Consider the following 15855-nt stretch of genomic DNA (forward strand, 5'->3'; position numbering starts at 1 on the left):
ATCGCTCGTTATCATGAGAGTTAAGCCAACTATATCATATTAATTTGCCAAAATCGTGTTCAAATATTTGTTTTAAGGGAAAACATAATAAAGAAGAAAGAGCGGAGGAACATGCCATGGTACTAGATCAAACAAAAAAATTACTCATCGTCATCATCGGCGCTTTACTCAATGCTGCCGGGCTGAACTTATTTTTGATACCTGCAGATGTATATGCCAGCGGATTTACAGGTGTTGCCCAGCTTTTATCAAGCGTCGTTGATCAATATGCCCCCTTTTACATATCGACGGGAACGCTCTTGTTCCTCTTAAACATTCCGGTCGGTATTTTAGGATGGCTGAAGGTCGGCAAATCGTTTACAGTGTACAGCATTTTAAGTGTCGCACTCACTACTCTGTTTATGGGGATCCTGCCGGAAACAAGCCTGTCACATGACATTTTGCTGAACGCGGTGTTCGGCGGCGTCATTTCCGCAGTCGGTATCGGCTTAACATTAAAATACGGAGCTTCGACAGGCGGGCTTGATATCGTCGCCATGGTACTTGCAAAGTGGAAGGATAAACCCGTCGGCACGTATTTCTTCATTCTGAACGGGATTATCATCTTGACGGCAGGATTATTGCAAGGTTGGGAGAAAGCATTATATACCCTGGTTACACTATATGTGACAACGAGGGTGATCGACGCCATTCACACTCGCCACATGAAGCTTACGGCAATGATTGTGACGAAAAAAGCGGACGAAATCAAGGAAGCCATTTACGGAAAAATGGTGCGCGGCATCACAACTGTTCCGGCAAAAGGAGCTTTTACGAACGAACAGAAAGAAATGATGATTATCGTCATCACGAGGTATGAACTGTACGATTTAGAAAAGATCGTCAAAGAAGTTGATCCGAAAGCATTTACGAACATCGTTCAAACGACAGGGATTTTTGGTTTCTTTAGAAAAGACTGACGAAAGCAGGTGGAAGTCGTGAAACGGCTGCTTGTGATGCTTCTCCCCGTGCTGCTTTTGATAGGCTGCGGGAAAGATGAGCAGACAGAACCCGATAAGGAGGTATCAGGCGGAATGGAGAATCAAGAGGTTGTTTTATCTATTGACGCAATTCAGGAGCCTGAACAAATCAAGTTTAACATGTCGCTGAAGAACCAAAGCGAACGTGCTGTCGAGTTTCAATTCAGCACAGGGCAAAAATTTGAACTTGTCGTGTATGATTCTGAGCACAAAGAAAGATACCGTTATTCGAAAGACAAAATGTTTACGCAGGCTTTTCAAAACCTGACGCTTGAATCTGGAGAAACATATGATTTCTCTGATGTGTGGAAGGAAGTCCCTGAGCCCGGAACCTATGAGGTCAAGGTGACATTTAAGGGCAGGGCGGAAAATCTCAAGCAGGTTCAGGCTGTTCAGCAGTTTGAAGTCAAATAAGAGGCTATGGCGAGTCGCCATAGCCTTTTTTTATTGCAGTTTGTCCAGCTGATTTTGAAATTGATGCAACTGTTGACGTTCCGCATCTGTCGAATTGGCATACGCAGAAGATACAGCATTTTTGGCTCTCAGAATCGCTTGCTCCTGATCGCCTTCCTCAAAGCCGTTTGTCACCATGACCGCCTGTTGAACAAATGATTTTGCCTGCTGAAATAGTTCATTTCTCATTTAATATTCATACTGCCTTTCAGCCGAGTCTCGTGCCGCGGCATGCTGGTGAGCTTCTTCTAAAGTAGACCGATATGGAAATCTTGCGGCGTGTAGCCCGATGGAGTCTTTACCCTGCTGAATAAACCTTCTGGATTTGCTTCGTTTACCCATTTTGAGACTGCCCCCTTCCATACTTTGACGAGATGAGTCGTCTTCAATAGTATGGTGGGGTAAAGTAAGGTTTATGAGTGGGAAAAATTAATACGGACCTTCTTTAAAGTGAGAAATATTCTTTCAAAAACCTTGCCACGCCGTCCTCTTCATTTGTGGCCGTAGTTCGGTTGGCAATCTGCTTGACCGCGTCAATTCCATTTCCCATTGCAACGCCGCAGCCTGCAAATTCAAGCATTTCCAAATCGTTATCCTCATCTCCAAAAGCAATGATCCGCTCCCTAGGCACGCCGTAATAATCGCTGATTTTCTGCAGGCCGACCGCTTTATTCATGCCGCTTTTGATAATTTCAATGACATGCCACGGAGCGGCCCATCTTCTATGGTCGATCACCTCGGCATGCACATCCGATAAATATGAGCGTATTGCCGGCACATCCTCTTCCTTTGCATGTATGAGTACGGACGTCACATCTTCACCGAGATTTTCCCGCAAGTCTCCGACCGTTACATTTGTTGTGTTCATGTTAAAGGCATCAATCAGGTGCTCATCATGGTAATGAAAGTATACGTCATCAATGACTTCAGCAAGCACGTTATGTACGTTGTAGCTCTCGCTGATATCCACGAGCTGTTTGACAACATCAAGCGGCAGCGACGTATGATACCGTCCCCAGCTGTCGTCTTGCGGATGATGGACAAATGCTCCGTTAAAATTGACAATTGGCGTTGTCAGCTCCATCTGCTGGTAGTACATGGAACTTGAACGATACGGACGGCCTGTTGAGATGCAGACATGATGCCCGTCATCTTTTAGGCGCTGTATCGTCTGAAGGGTGTTTTCAGATATGGTTTTATCATCCTTTAATAATGTTCCATCTAAATCTAATGCGATTAAATAGGGTTTTGTCTCCATGAAAAGCTCCTTTAACCTTAGATTTTGCTTGTTTTGCCTTACTTACAGTGTAGCTTTTTACCATCTTTATTGTCTACATGTTACACTTATGATTATGGTTATCCTAAGGAGGGGCACATTGTGATACAAATTGAGAATCAAACCGTTTCCGGTATTCCGTTTTTACATATTGTAAAGGAAGAGAACAGGCACCGCGCTGTTCCTCTTGTGATCTTTATCCATGGTTTTACAAGCGCGAAGGAACACAACCTTCATATTGCTTATCTGCTTGCGGAGAAGGGTTTTAGAGCCGTTCTGCCGGAGGCTTTGCACCATGGGGAACGGGGAGAAGAAATGGCTGTCGAAGAGCTGGCGGGGCATTTTTGGGATATCGTCCTAAACGAGATTGAAGAGATCGGCGTACTTAAAAACCATTTTGAAAAAGAGGGCCTGATAGACGGCGGCCGCATCGGTCTCGCAGGCACGTCAATGGGCGGCATCACAACGCTTGGCGCTTTGACTGCGTATGATTGGATAAAAGCCGGCGTCAGCCTGATGGGAAGCCCCAATTACGTGGAGCTGTTTCAGCAGCAGATTGACCATATTCAATCTCAGGGCATTGAAATCGATGTGCCGGAAGAGAAGGTACAGCAGCTGATGAAACGTCTCGAATTGCGGGATCTCAGCCTTCAGCCGGAGAAACTGCAACAGCGCCCGCTTTTATTTTGGCATGGTGCAAAAGATAAGGTCGTGCCTTACGCGCCGACCCGGAAATTTTATGACACGATCAAATCCCATTACAGCGAGCAGCCGGAACGCCTGCAATTTATCGGAGATGAAAACGCTGACCATAAAGTCCCGCGGGCAGCTGTGTTAAAAACGATTGAATGGTTTGAAACGTACTTATAAAGCACGAAGTTATTAACAAGAGCTGAATTTACGTTATACTGTAGAAAAAAGGAGTGAGGGAACGTGGAAGAAGCATTAAAAGAAAACATCATGGGCGCCCTGGAACAGGTTGTCGATCCTGAGCTTGGCGTTGATATCGTGAACCTTGGTTTGGTATACGACGTTGACATGGATGAAGACGGCTTAACGCACGTGACGATGACACTGACATCAATGGGATGCCCTTTAGCGCCGATTATCGTGGATGAGGTGAAAAAAGCATTAGCGGACCTTCCTGAGGTGAAAGACACAGAGGTTCACATTGTATGGAATCCGCCTTGGACTAGGGATAAAATGTCCAGATACGCAAAAATTGCGCTTGGCATTCAATAAAACAAAAGAGGACAGCCTGATATGTGAGGCTGTCCTTTTTTACAGCTGAAAGGAGTGAAAGGAAATGATGTACCTGCTGGCAGTTTTATGCCCGCCGCTTGCTGTTTTGTTTTCGGGAAAACCGTTTCAGGCCTTGCTGAATCTCATATTGACCTGTATCTTTTGGCTGCCGGGCGCGATTCACGCCTGCTTTATCGTCGCCGACCGCCGTGCCGAAAAACGGGCAAGAAGATAATTTGGAAAAATGAGGACGCAGTCATGGTATAATAGTCATAAAAAACAGCAGGGAGAGCACTATGAAAAAGAAATTGCTTGCATTCGCGCTTTGTACTGGCGCGTATGCGGCACTGTTTGCGTACTCTGTGAACCCAGAGCAAAAAACAGACACAAGCGAGATGACGGATGTCAGCCGCCTGATGCCTGTAAAAATAAAGCAGACAGTGAAAGGGCAGGAAGAGGAAACGCTCATTGACACAGTCAAAGAGGCAAATCGAAAAAACATAAAAATTTCAATCGCCGGGGCCCAGCACTCCATGGGCGGCCATACATATTATGAGGACGGCATCGTTCTCGACATGAGGGGCTACAACAAAATCCTGTCACTCGATCAAGAGAAGAAAACCATCAGGGTGCAAAGCGGTGCAACGTGGAATGATATCCAGAAATACGTGAATCCATACGGACTCGCGGTAAAAGTCATGCAGTCACAAAACATTTTTACAATCGGCGGATCTCTCAGCGCAAATGCACACGGACGTGATATTCGCTACGGCTCGCTGATTGATACAGTCAAATCATTTCGGCTTTTAAAAGCTGACGGGACGATTATCACTGTCACTCCAAAAGATGATTTGTTTACGGCGGTCATCGGAGGGTACGGCCTTTTTGGCGTGATTCTTGATGTAACGCTTGAGCTGACAGATGATGAGCTGTATGTCATGAAGACAGAAAAAATGAATTACAGCACATACTCAGACTATTTTTCAAAGCATGTAAAAGGAAATCCAGATGTCCGAATGCATCTTGCGCGAATTTCAACAGCGAAAAAAGGATTTCTGAAAGACATGTATGTCACAAATTACGTATTGGCTGATCATCAGAATCAACTGCCATCATACAGCGATCTCAAAGAAGATGAGTATACGGGAGCCACAAAGTTTGCACTCGGTTTGTCAAGACGGTATGAATGGGGCAGGAATTGGCTGTGGGACACACAGCAATCCTATTTCCTGAGCCAAAACGGCACAGAGATTTCACGCAATAACGTCATGCGGTCCGAATCAAAGTTTCTTGAGTATGAAAACAATGACAACACAGATGTTTTGCAAGAATACTTTGTGCCCGTGAAGGAGTATGGGTCCTATATTGATGATCTGAGACAAACGCTGTCGGACGAAGATCTGAACCTGCTGAACATTACGATCCGCTACGTGCAGAAAAATGAAAAGGCCGACCTTTCCTATGCGAAGGACGATATGTTTTCGCTCGTGCTATTAATAAACGAGGGCTTTTCAAAAGAAGACCAGGCAGATACTGCCCGAATCATCAGGCGCATGACAGACGTTGCCATCAAGCACGGCGGCAGCTATTATCTGCCTTATATGACCTACCAGACAAAAGCGCAAATGAGACAGGCATATCCGGAAAGTGAAGCGTTTTTTCAGAAAAAACGAACCTATGACCCGGATGAGCGCTTTATGAATTACTTTTATCAGAGGTATAAATAATGGGGAAAAACAAATTAAAATGGCTGACATTATCACAAAGCAGCGTGTTTTTCGCCAGCAGCTTAATCTTTCCGTTTTATATTCTGTTTGTGAAAAATATCGGCTCAAGCTACACACAGTTCGGTTTTTCCTACGGATTGTTCGGGTTGAGCGGAGCGCTCATTTACCCGCTACTCGGACGGCTGTCTGAAAGGTTTGACAGCCGTTATTTTCTGCTTCTGAACTCGTGGGGGATGGCTGTTCTGCTTTTATATGTCCCGCATATCGGAAGCGTCGTTCAAGTGTATATCGTCCAAGTGCTGTTAGGGCTCTTTGGAGCGATGCAAAAGCATGGAGAAAAAGTGCTGATCGCTAATTTTACAGACAGCGGAGAGCGTGGAAAGAAGATTGGGAATTACCATTTTTGGACAGCTGTCTTTTCAGCAGCAGCCATTATGCTTGGGGGCTTTCTCGCTGACTTTTTCACAGTGCAAATGATTTTTTATGCAAGCTCTATTCTATATTTTTTGAGTGGATTGATGATGATGAAAACAGGCTGACGCGGTCAGCCTGTTTTTTTATGCGGCTGAAATGTGGCACCACATCAACGTTTTTGTGCTGGAGTCGTGCTGATTTTTTTGAGCGGAATTTCCATTGAACAGAAAATTTATAAATGAATAAAAATATTAAATATACGATTGAATTAATTTTTATTCATGTTATAATGTTAAATAATTTCACAAAGACCAAGAGGGTGAACTTGTTTTGAAAATAGGAATTGTAGGTGCTACAGGATATGGAGGCACCGAACTTGTCAGGATTCTCTCGCATCATCCTCATGCAGAGGAATGCATACTTTATTCATCCAGCGGAGAAGGGAATGTCTATAGCGAGGGTTATCCTCATCTTACCGGCTTAGCGGATCAGCAGCTGAAGCCGATTGATATGAATACGATCAAACACGAAATAGATATCATGTTTCTCGCTGCGCCGCCCGGAGTTTCAAGTGAATTGACTCCAAAGCTGGCAGATGCGGGAATTCCGGTTATTGATCTGTCAGGTGATCTGAGGATACAAGAACCGGCTGAATATGAAAAATGGTATAAACGTACAGCGGCACCGAAGGCGGTGATTCAAGAGGCGGTATACGGTCTGGCAGAACTGAATCAACAGCAAATTCAACAGGCGAAACTCATTGCCAATCCAGGCTGTTTTCCAACAGCTGTTTTGCTTGGCCTCGCACCATTGGCTCAAAAGAAACTGCTCGATGAATCTTTTGTTATCGTTGACGCGAAGACCGGTGTTTCCGGAGCGGGAAGAAAAGCATCCATGGGAACCCATTTTTCTGAGCTGAACGACAATTTTAAAATTTATAAAGTCAATGAACATCAGCACACGCCGGAAATTGAGCAGGCGCTGAATGAATGGCAGCCAGGCCTCGGGCCCATTACATTTTCGGCTCACTTGGTTCCGATGACAAGGGGCATCATGGCGACGATGTATACCAGATTAACCTGTGACCTATCCGCAGATGACCTGCATGATTTATATTCGGAATTTTACCAAGATTCATATTTTGTGAGAGTGAGGCCAAAAGGTCAGTACCCGCAAACGAAAGAAGTGTACGGCAGCAATTTCTGTGATATCGCCGTGACCCTCGATGAGAGAACGAACAGAGTCACGATCGTCTCGGTAATCGATAATTTAATGAAGGGTGCCGCCGGTCAGGCAGTGCAAAACTTTAATTTGATGAATGGCTGGAATGAAGAAACTGGACTCACCATCACGCCAATTTATCCATAGAACGGGAGAGAATCGAACCATGATTCAGTTAAGTGAAGATCAAATTGTAAAAGTAACAGGTGATGTATCCTCGCCAAAAGGGTTTCAGGCAAAGGGTGTGCATTGCGGGCTGCGCTACTCGAAAAAAGACCTCGGCGTCATTATCAGCGAGACACCGGCTGTGAGCGCAGCAGTTTATACCCAAAGCCACTTTCAGGCTGCTCCGATCAAAGTGACACAAGACAGCTTAAAGCACGGACCGACACTGAAAGCCGTTATCGTCAACAGTGCCATTGCCAATGCCTGCACGGGAGAACAGGGCCTAAAGGACGCATACACAATGCGGGAGAGCTTTGCTTCACAGCTTGGCATTGAGCCGGAGCTTGTTGCTGTTTCATCAACGGGCGTCATCGGCGAGCATTTAGACATGGAAAAAATCCGCGCGGGGATCGAGCTGCTGAAAGAAACACCTGCGGGATCAGGCGATTTTGAGGAAGCGATTTTAACAACTGATACGGTGATCAAGCAGACGTGCTATGAGCTGGCAATCGGCGGCAAAACAGTCACGATCGGCGGAGCGGCCAAAGGCTCAGGGATGATACACCCGAACATGGCCACGATGCTGGGATTTGTGACAACTGACGCGGCAATCGAAGAAAAAGCGCTGCAAAAGGCGCTTCGGGAAATCACTGACGTTTCATTTAACCAAATCACAGTTGACGGAGAAACATCCACGAACGACATGGTATTAGTTATGGCGAATGGCTGCGCCGAAAACGAGTGCCTGACAGAAGACCATCCAGACTGGCCGGTCTTTAAAAAAGCGCTCTTGCTCACTTGTGAGGATCTGGCTAAAGAGATTGCCAGAGACGGAGAAGGCGCGACAAAACTAATTGAAGCGCAAGTACAGGGAGCGAAAAACAATCTTGATGCAAACGTCATTGCCAAAAAGATTGTCGGCTCAAGTCTCGTGAAAACGGCAGTATACGGAACAGATGCCAACTGGGGGCGGATCATCGGAGCCATTGGACACTCCGCAGCTCAAGTGACGGCAGAAGAAGTAGAGGTTTATCTTGGCGGCCAATGCCTGTTTAAGAATAACGAGCCTCAGCCATTCTCTGAATCTCTCGCCAAGGAATACCTTGAAGGAGATGAAATCACCATTGTCATCAAGATGGATGAAGGGGACGGAAACGGGAGAGCGTGGGGCTGTGACCTGACCTATGACTATATCAAAATTAACGCGAGCTATCGCACGTAATAAAGGGGAGCGAAATGAAGAAAACAATCGTTTTTAAATGCGGGGGAAGCGTCATCCGTGAGCTGTCGGAGGAATTTTTTCAAAATCTGAAAGAGCTGATGGCGTCAGGCTGGAAGCTGGCGATCGTACATGGCGGGGGACCGGAAATCACGAATATGCTGAAACGGTTAAATATCAAGACAGAGTTTTCGGGCGGACAGAGGAAAACAACGAAGCCGGTGCTGGAAGTGGCGGAAATGGTTTTATCCGGTTCTGTCAATAAATTTTTCGTTGCTGAGCTTGCCAAACACGGACTGCGAGCCGCAGGCATTTCTGGTAAGGATGGAGGTCTTTTGGAGGCTGATTATCTAGATCCGGAAACATACGGAGAAGTGGGAGAAATCAAAAAAGTCGATGCGTCCATGGTGAACGCGCTGATGGAAAATGGCATCATCCCCGTTATTGCGCCGCTGTCTATGACAAGCGACTGCAAAACGCTGAATGTAAATGCTGATCTGGCTGCTTCAGCAGTCGCCGGAGCGCTTGAAGCCGATAAGCTGATGTTCGTAACGGATGTCGATGGAATCATGAAGGAAAAGCAGCGTCTGGACGTCCTGACCCCTAAGGAGATTCAGATGCTGATCAAGCAGGAAGTGATCACAGGAGGGATGATCCCGAAGGTCAATTCAGCCTTGTCAGCTTTATCAGATCAGGTGTCTGAAGTCATGATCGTAAACGGAAAAGGATCATTCTTCGCAGAACAAACCTTTCAAGGGACAAAAATCGTCAAAGCAAAGGAGGCTGTTTCATGAGCAGCTTGTTTCAAACCTACGGCCGTTGGGATATTGACATCAAAAAAGCAAAGGGAACGTACGTTGAGGATCAAAACGGCAAAACGTACCTTGATTTCATTCAGGGGATTGCGGTATCAAATCTAGGACACTGCCATGAAGCGGTGACAGAGGCAGTCAAAAAACAGCTTGACAGCGTATGGCACGTATCCAACCTGTTTCAAAACAGTCTCCAAGAGCAAGCGGCGCAGAAGCTGGCAACGCATAGTGCGGGAGATCTTGTCTTTTTCTGCAACAGCGGCGCGGAGGCGAATGAAGGTGCGATAAAGCTTGCCAGAAAAGCAACTGGAAAAACAAAAATCATCACTTTTCTTCAGTCGTTCCATGGCCGCACGTATGCAGGGATGGCTGCGACCGGACAGGATAAAATCAAAACAGGCTTCGGCCCGATGCTTGAAGGCTTTCACTACCTGCCATACAATGATCCTTCTGCTTTTAAAGCTCTTGGGGAGGAAGGCGATATTGCCGCGGTGATGCTTGAAACAGTGCAGGGAGAAGGAGGAGTCAATCCGGCGAGTGCTGAATTTTTATCAGCCGTACAGTCGTTTTGCAAGGAAAAGCAAGTCCTTCTTATCATTGATGAAATCCAGACCGGCATCGGACGGACGGGAAAAGGCTTCGCATATGAGCACTTCGGACTCTCACCGGATATCATCACAGTCGCCAAAGGATTGGGAAACGGCTTTCCGGTCGGCGCTGTCATCGGAAAAAAACAGCTTGGAGAAGCGTTTACCCCTGGTTCTCACGGAACGACTTTCGGAGGAAACATGCTGGCGATGGCTGCTGTGAATGCCACATTGCAAATTGTATTCCAGCCTGACTTTCTGCAAGAGACTGCTGACAAAGGGGCGTTTTTAAAAGAACAGCTTGAGGCAGAGCTAAAGAGCCCTTTTGTTAAACAAATCCGCGGTAAAGGATTAATGCTTGGAATTGAGTGTGATGGCCCGGTTGCTGACATTATTGCTGAATTGCAGACATTAGGCTTGCTTGTATTGCCGGCCGGCCCGAACGTGATTCGGCTGCTGCCGCCGCTCACCGTGACTAAGGATGAAATAGCAGAAGCTGTCAGCAAGCTGAAACAGGCAATCGCTCATCATTCCGCTGTAAACCAGTGATTTTTTTTCGATACAAAGGCATAAAAATTCATTTTTATAATTAATTATTCATCAAGAGGTGGGCTGTTAGATGGAAGGTTATTTAGTGTTAGAAGATGGGACATCGTTCAGCGGCGAGCTGGACGGTCATGAAAACTGCACGGGAGAAGCTGTTTTTTTCACAGGAATGACAGGCTACCAGGAAGTGCTGACAGATCCATCATATAAGGGACAGATTATTGTATTTACCTACCCGCTGATTGGCAACTACGGCATAAATGAAAAGGATTTTGAAAGCAAGAAACCGCAAGTAAAAGCCGCGGTTGTCTATGAGGCGTGTGATCACTTTTCTCATTATGAAGCGGTATACAGCCTCAAGGAGTATCTACAGAAATGGAACATTCCGCTGTTAACCCATGTTGATACGAGGGCTGTCGTGAAGAAAATCCGGGCAAACGGGACGATGGGTGCGACAGTCACAGCCTCTAAAGAAGGAGCTGAGATTGCCCTTCAACCAGAGAATGTGGCAGAGCAGGCTTCCGCCCAGGAAATCAGCACATTTGGCGACGGGAATAAACATATCGCTCTCATTGATTTTGGCTATAAAAAGTCAATCGCATCATCACTTGTCAAACGAGGCTGCAAGGTTACCGTGGTGCCATACCAGCAAATGGAGGCCGTATACAACATCAAACCCGATGGCATTGTGCTATCGAACGGACCTGGAGATCCGAAAGCAATCCATCCATATTTAGGAAAGATCAAAAGCATCATCAGCCGCTTTCCGACTCTAGGCATTTGTCTCGGACATCAGCTGATCGCGCTCGCGTTTGGAGGGAATACTTTTAAGCTGCCATTCGGGCATAGGGGAGCTAATCATCCGGTCATCGACCGTAAGACGAAACGGGTCTTTATGACAAGCCAAAACCACAGCTATGTGGTTGATGAACAGTCGATTAATGAAGAAGAGCTCACCATCAGGTTTCATCATGTCAATGATACGTCAGTTGAAGGGCTTGCCCATAAAAAACTGCCTGTCATGAGTGTTCAATTCCACCCGGAAGCCCATCCCGGACCTGCGGAAAGCGAATGGATTTTTGATGATTATCTAAAGAATGTGATACCAGCAAGGAGAGAAATCGCGCATGCCTAAAGACACCAGTATTTCAAGCATATTAGTAATCGGCTCAGGCCCGATCATCATCGGGCAGGCGGCAGAATTTGATTATTCAGGCACTCAAGGGTGCATCGCGCTGAAGGAGGAGGGCTACCGGGTCATTCTCGTCAACAGCAATCCGGCGACAATTATGACTGATGAAGCCTTCGCTGATGAAATTTATTTTGAGCCTCTGACAGCAGAAAGCCTGACAGCCATCATTAAGAAAGAACGGCCTGATGGGCTTCTTGCCAATTTAGGCGGTCAGACCGCGTTGAATTTAGCGGTGGAGCTTGACGAAACGGGTGTTTTAAAAGAGCACGGCGTCAAACTCCTCGGCACATCCGTTGAAACGATACAAAAAGGAGAGGACCGGGAAAAATTCCGTTCGTTAATGAATGAATTAAAACAGCCCGTGCCGGAGAGTGAAATTGTTGATAACGAGGCTGATGCCCTCCATTTTGCGGAATCCATCGGTTTTCCTGTTATTATCAGACCGGCTTACACATTAGGCGGAAAGGGCGGAGGAATCGCCCCTGATAAAGAAGCCTTTACAGCTATGATTAAACAGGCGCTATTAGCAAGCCCGATCAATCAATGCCTTGTCGAAAAAAGCATTGCCGGTTTTAAAGAAATTGAATATGAAGTCATGCGTGACAGCAATAACACATGCATTACCGTCTGCAATATGGAAAATATCGATCCGGTCGGCGTGCATACAGGTGACTCTATCGTTGTGGCGCCGTCACAAACATTGACAGACGAAGACTATCAAATGCTGCGGACAGCAAGTCTGACGATCATCTCAGCACTTGATGTTGTAGGCGGCTGCAACATTCAATTCGCGCTTGATCCATTCAGCAAGCAATATTACGTCATTGAAGTGAATCCGCGTGTAAGCCGGTCATCGGCTCTCGCATCTAAAGCGACCGGTTATCCGATTGCGAAGATGGCTGCGAAACTGGCAGTCGGATACACCCTTGACGAGCTGAAAAATCCGCTCACAGGGTCGACTTACGCAAGCTTTGAACCGGCACTGGACTATGTGATCGTCAAATTTCCGCGCTGGCCGTTTGATAAATTCAAAAATGCAGACCGCAAGCTTGGCACAAAAATGAAAGCCACCGGTGAAGTGATGGCGATTGAACGGAATTTAGAAGCGGCAATACAAAAGGCAGCCGCGTCGCTTGAATTAAAAAATATCGGGACACACCTTCCAGAGCTCAGCGGCTTCTCAATTGATACGCTATGGGATTTGGCAATCACTCCGGATGACCGCAGATTTTTCGTTGTCATGGAGCTGTTGAGCCGCAGCGTCTCGATTGATGACATTCATGAAAAAACAAAAATTGATCCGTTTTTCCTTCATACCTTTGACAACATCATCAAATTGGAAAACCGCCTGATGGAAGCAGGGAGCGATCTCTCTTTTGAATTATTGAAGAAAGCAAAGGAAAAGGGATTCTCAGACACAACCATTGCCTCGCTGATCGGCAAAACAGAAGAAGAGGTGCGCGCGCTTCGCAAGGAGATGGGCATTACGCCTTCCTTTAAAATCGTAGATACATGCGCGGCAGAGTTTGATGCGAAAACAAACTATTTTTACTCCACATATTTCGGAGAGACCGATGGAGACATCAGCCGCAAAGAGAAAAAACGCGCGCTCATTATCGGATCAGGCCCGATTCGGATCGGCCAAGGCGTTGAATTTGATTACAGTGCTGTTCACGGTGTGCTGACACTGCAAGAGCTTGGGTTCGAAACCATCATGATTAACAATAACCCGGAAACGGTCAGCACCGATTATGAAATTGCGGATCGCCTGTATTTTGAACCGATGACAACGGAGCATATTGTAAACGTGGCGGAGCAGGAGAATATTGATTTTGCAATCGTGCAATTCGGCGGCCAAACTGCAATCAATGCTGCTGAAGCACTCGAAAAAGCCGGCATTACCCTTCTCGGCACTTCGTTTGAAACGCTCGATGTGTTAGAGGATCGGGATCAATTCTATCAGCTTCTTGATGAGCTGGGATTGAAGCATGCAAAAGGAGAAATTGCCTATACAAAAGAAGAAGCCGCTTCAAAAGCGAGTGAGATCGGCTATCCGGTGTTAATCCGCCCATCTTATGTTATCGGCGGAATGGGCATGATCATTGTTGACTCGCAAGCCCAGCTTTCTCAGCTGCTGAATGATGAGGACAGCATGCCATACCCGATTTTGATTGATCAGTATGTGTCTGGAAAGGAAGTCGAAATTGATATGATTTCCGACGGCGAGGATGTCTTTATCCCGACATATACCGAGCATATTGAACGGGCGGGTGTCCATTCGGGGGACAGCTTTGCCATTCTTCCGGGACCGTCCATCACGAGCGGGCTGCAGCAGGGCATGAAAGATGCGGCACAAAAAATTGCCCGGAAACTTTCATTTAAAGGCATCATGAACATTCAATTTGTGATCGACAATGGAAACATACTCGTTCTTGAAGTGAATCCGAGAGCGAGCCGCACGGTTCCTGTCGTCAGCAAAGTAATGGGCGTTCCGATGATTCCGCTCGCCACACGACTGCTGGCGGGAGCGTCCTTAAAAGATCTAAATCCGGCAGTTCAAAATCATCATGGAGTTGCCGTGAAGTTCCCTGTTTTTTCTTCTCATGCGATCCAAGATGTGGATGTCAAGCTTGGGCCGGAAATGAAATCAACGGGAGAAGGCATGTGTGTCGCATATGATGCTAACAGTGCCTTGAAAAAAATCTATACAAGAGTCTGGAGTCAAAAAGGCAGCATTTATTTGCAAAACGTTCCGGAAGATGTGAAGGAGTTAGCAGAAAACGCAGGTTTTACAATACATGAAGGAACATTTGCCTCATGGATGGAACAGGAAGGAAAATCGCTCCACATTAATCTGAGCGGTTCTGAAGAAGCACGCAAAGAACGTTTGGAAGCCATGACGCACGGCATCCCCGTCTTTACAGAAGAAGAAACTGTGCGGGCGTTTTTACAAAGCGGTTCAGGCCATCCGCAGCCTGTATCTCTCAAAGACCTCTATAAAAAGGAAGTGGCATCATGCACACAGTGACGCAAACCAGTTTATACGGAAAAGATTTATTAACGTTAAAGGACCTTAGTGAAGAGGATATAAGCGCCTTGCTCGCAGAGGCCGGTGAGCTGAAACAAAACAAAATTCAGCCTATATTCCATGGCAAAACCTTGGCGATGATTTTTGAAAAATCATCAACGCGGACACGTGTTTCTTTTGAAGCGGGCATGGCGCAGCTTGGCGGGAACGCCCTCTTTCTAAGCCAGAAAGATCTGCAGCTGGGGCGCGGTGAGACTGTCGCTGATACGGCAAAAGTGCTGTCAGGCTATGTGGATGCCATCATGATCCGGACCTTTGAACATGAAAAGGTGGAGGAACTTGCCAAAGAAGCTGACATTCCGGTGATCAATGGACTTACCGATAAATACCACCCATGCCAGGCGTTGGCGGATCTCTTGACGATTAAGGAGATAAAAGGGAAGCTTAAAGGCGTAAAAGTCTCATACATCGGTGACGGAAATAACGTGGCGCACTCCTTGATGATCGGTTGCGCGAAAATGGGCTGTGATATCTCGATCGCTTCGCCAAAGGGATATGAAGTGTTAGATGAAGCAGCTGAAGCGGCAAAAACATATGCACTTCAATCCGGCTCTTCTATCACGCTGACAGATGATCCGATTGAAGCTGTAAAAGACGCAGACGTGATTTATTCTGATGTGTTTACAAGCATGGGGCAGGAAGCGGAAGAGCAAGAACGTCTTGCTGTCTTTGCGCCTTATCAGGTGAATGCGGCGCTTGTCAGCCATGCCAAGCCTGACTATACATTTTTACATTGTCTCCCTGCGCATCGTGAGGAAGAAGTGACTGCGGAGATTATTGACGGGCCGAACTCTGCAGTGTTCCAGCAGGCGGAAAACCGTCTTCATGTGCAAAAAGCACTGCTGAAGGCCATTTTATACAAAGGGGAATCATCAAAAAACTGCTGAGCCAAAC

General features: G+C 46.5%; 17 protein-coding genes. 14 read left to right on the plus strand and 3 right to left on the minus strand.

The genetic code is table 11. The features are described 5' to 3' along the window. The first annotated feature begins 116 nt into the window (after positions 1 to 116). Both M1D65_RS05990 and M1D65_RS05995 read left to right on the plus strand, forming a co-directional pair. Positions 117 to 959, plus strand: a complete 843-nt coding sequence (locus tag M1D65_RS05990) for a YitT family protein (protein WP_003245017.1) — start codon at positions 117 to 119, stop codon at positions 957 to 959. 18 nt (positions 960 to 977) lie between these two features. After that, on the plus strand, positions 978 to 1433 hold the full coding sequence (locus M1D65_RS05995; protein WP_069322520.1) for a BsuPI-related putative proteinase inhibitor: 456 nt from the start codon (positions 978 to 980) through the stop codon (positions 1431 to 1433). Between the two features lie 30 nt (positions 1434 to 1463). Here the strand turns inward: M1D65_RS05995 and M1D65_RS06000 are convergent, their stop codons facing one another. The 3 genes from M1D65_RS06000 to yitU all read right to left on the minus strand — a co-directional run bounded on the left by M1D65_RS06000 (position 1464) and on the right by yitU (position 2730). Next, positions 1464 to 1661: a DUF3813 domain-containing protein gene (locus M1D65_RS06000; RefSeq protein ID WP_003245613.1), complete on the minus strand. Its 198-nt coding sequence runs from the start codon at positions 1659 to 1661 to the stop codon at positions 1464 to 1466. Next, positions 1662 to 1814, minus strand: a complete 153-nt coding sequence (locus tag M1D65_RS06005; protein ID WP_003245103.1) for a hypothetical protein — start codon at positions 1812 to 1814, stop codon at positions 1662 to 1664. It lies immediately after the preceding gene. A 103-nt stretch (positions 1815 to 1917) separates the two neighbouring features. Further along, on the minus strand, positions 1918 to 2730 hold the full coding sequence (yitU, locus tag M1D65_RS06010; protein ID WP_021479570.1) for a 5-amino-6-(5-phospho-D-ribitylamino)uracil phosphatase YitU: 813 nt from the start codon (positions 2728 to 2730) through the stop codon (positions 1918 to 1920). Positions 2731 to 2850: 120 nt separating this feature from the next. Between yitU and M1D65_RS06015 the strand changes: the two genes are divergently transcribed. The 12 genes from M1D65_RS06015 to argF all read left to right on the plus strand — a co-directional run bounded on the left by M1D65_RS06015 (position 2851) and on the right by argF (position 15848). After that, entirely contained in the window at positions 2851 to 3618 is a 768-nt protein-coding gene (locus tag M1D65_RS06015; RefSeq protein ID WP_003233006.1) for a prolyl oligopeptidase family serine peptidase, read from the plus strand. Positions 3619 to 3681: 63 nt separating this feature from the next. After that, positions 3682 to 3990, plus strand: a complete 309-nt coding sequence (locus M1D65_RS06020; RefSeq protein ID WP_014479422.1) for a metal-sulfur cluster assembly factor — start codon at positions 3682 to 3684, stop codon at positions 3988 to 3990. 64 nt (positions 3991 to 4054) lie between these two features. Beyond that, positions 4055 to 4225: a YqaE/Pmp3 family membrane protein gene (locus M1D65_RS06025; RefSeq protein ID WP_003232996.1), complete on the plus strand. Its 171-nt coding sequence runs from the start codon at positions 4055 to 4057 to the stop codon at positions 4223 to 4225. A 61-nt stretch (positions 4226 to 4286) separates the two neighbouring features. Next, a complete protein-coding gene (locus tag M1D65_RS06030) occupies positions 4287 to 5717 on the plus strand; it encodes an FAD-binding oxidoreductase (protein WP_456270271.1) in 1431 nt (476 codons plus the stop codon). Positions 5718 to 5761: 44 nt separating this feature from the next. Next, positions 5762 to 6256: an MFS transporter gene (locus tag M1D65_RS06035; protein ID WP_010886476.1), complete on the plus strand. Its 495-nt coding sequence runs from the start codon at positions 5762 to 5764 to the stop codon at positions 6254 to 6256. 205 nt (positions 6257 to 6461) lie between these two features. Further along, positions 6462 to 7499 carry an N-acetyl-gamma-glutamyl-phosphate reductase gene (gene argC / locus M1D65_RS06040; RefSeq protein WP_029317601.1) on the plus strand — a complete coding sequence of 346 codons (1038 nt, stop codon included), beginning with the start codon at positions 6462 to 6464 and terminating at the stop codon, positions 7497 to 7499. A gap of 19 nt (positions 7500 to 7518) precedes the next feature. After that, the gene (gene argJ / locus M1D65_RS06045) at positions 7519 to 8739 is read left to right on the plus strand and encodes a bifunctional ornithine acetyltransferase/N-acetylglutamate synthase (protein ID WP_449237290.1); all 1221 of its coding nucleotides are present in this window, start codon (positions 7519 to 7521) and stop codon (positions 8737 to 8739) included. A gap of 14 nt (positions 8740 to 8753) precedes the next feature. After that, positions 8754 to 9530, plus strand: a complete 777-nt coding sequence (gene argB, locus M1D65_RS06050) for an acetylglutamate kinase (protein ID WP_014476417.1) — start codon at positions 8754 to 8756, stop codon at positions 9528 to 9530. Beyond that, on the plus strand, positions 9527 to 10684 hold the full coding sequence (locus M1D65_RS06055; RefSeq protein ID WP_064671232.1) for an acetylornithine transaminase: 1158 nt from the start codon (positions 9527 to 9529) through the stop codon (positions 10682 to 10684). Before argB ends, M1D65_RS06055 begins: the two co-directional genes overlap by 4 nt. A gap of 70 nt (positions 10685 to 10754) precedes the next feature. After that, positions 10755 to 11816, plus strand: a complete 1062-nt coding sequence (locus M1D65_RS06060) for a carbamoyl phosphate synthase small subunit (protein ID WP_014476419.1) — start codon at positions 10755 to 10757, stop codon at positions 11814 to 11816. Continuing rightward, positions 11809 to 14901: a carbamoyl phosphate synthase large subunit gene (locus M1D65_RS06065; RefSeq protein ID WP_072173826.1), complete on the plus strand. Its 3093-nt coding sequence runs from the start codon at positions 11809 to 11811 to the stop codon at positions 14899 to 14901. The genes M1D65_RS06060 and M1D65_RS06065 overlap by 8 nt, the downstream gene beginning before the upstream one ends. After that, the gene (gene argF, locus M1D65_RS06070; RefSeq protein ID WP_134982186.1) at positions 14889 to 15848 is read left to right on the plus strand and encodes an ornithine carbamoyltransferase; all 960 of its coding nucleotides are present in this window, start codon (positions 14889 to 14891) and stop codon (positions 15846 to 15848) included. The genes M1D65_RS06065 and argF overlap by 13 nt, the downstream gene beginning before the upstream one ends. Positions 15849 to 15855: the final 7 nt, after the last annotated feature.

The sequence above is a fragment of the Bacillus sp. JZ39 genome, assembly GCF_053903145.1.

Coding starts and splice junctions, on each gene's coding strand:
- M1D65_RS06000 (WP_003245613.1), bottom strand. CDS start 1,661: ATGAGAAATGAACTATTTCAGCAGGCAAAATCATTTGTTCAACAGGCG.
- M1D65_RS06005 (WP_003245103.1), bottom strand. CDS start 1,814: ATGGGTAAACGAAGCAAATCCAGAAGGTTTATTCAGCAGGGTAAAGAC.
- argF (WP_134982186.1), top strand. CDS start 14,889: ATGCACACAGTGACGCAAACCAGTTTATACGGAAAAGATTTATTAACG.
- M1D65_RS06060 (WP_014476419.1), top strand. CDS start 10,755: ATGGAAGGTTATTTAGTGTTAGAAGATGGGACATCGTTCAGCGGCGAG.
- M1D65_RS06025 (WP_003232996.1), top strand. CDS start 4,055: ATGATGTACCTGCTGGCAGTTTTATGCCCGCCGCTTGCTGTTTTGTTT.
- M1D65_RS05990 (WP_003245017.1), top strand. CDS start 117: ATGGTACTAGATCAAACAAAAAAATTACTCATCGTCATCATCGGCGCT.
- argB (WP_014476417.1), top strand. CDS start 8,754: ATGAAGAAAACAATCGTTTTTAAATGCGGGGGAAGCGTCATCCGTGAG.
- argJ (WP_449237290.1), top strand. CDS start 7,519: ATGATTCAGTTAAGTGAAGATCAAATTGTAAAAGTAACAGGTGATGTA.
- yitU (WP_021479570.1), bottom strand. CDS start 2,730: ATGGAGACAAAACCCTATTTAATCGCATTAGATTTAGATGGAACATTA.
- M1D65_RS06065 (WP_072173826.1), top strand. CDS start 11,809: ATGCCTAAAGACACCAGTATTTCAAGCATATTAGTAATCGGCTCAGGC.
- M1D65_RS06030 (WP_456270271.1), top strand. CDS start 4,287: ATGAAAAAGAAATTGCTTGCATTCGCGCTTTGTACTGGCGCGTATGCG.
- M1D65_RS06055 (WP_064671232.1), top strand. CDS start 9,527: ATGAGCAGCTTGTTTCAAACCTACGGCCGTTGGGATATTGACATCAAA.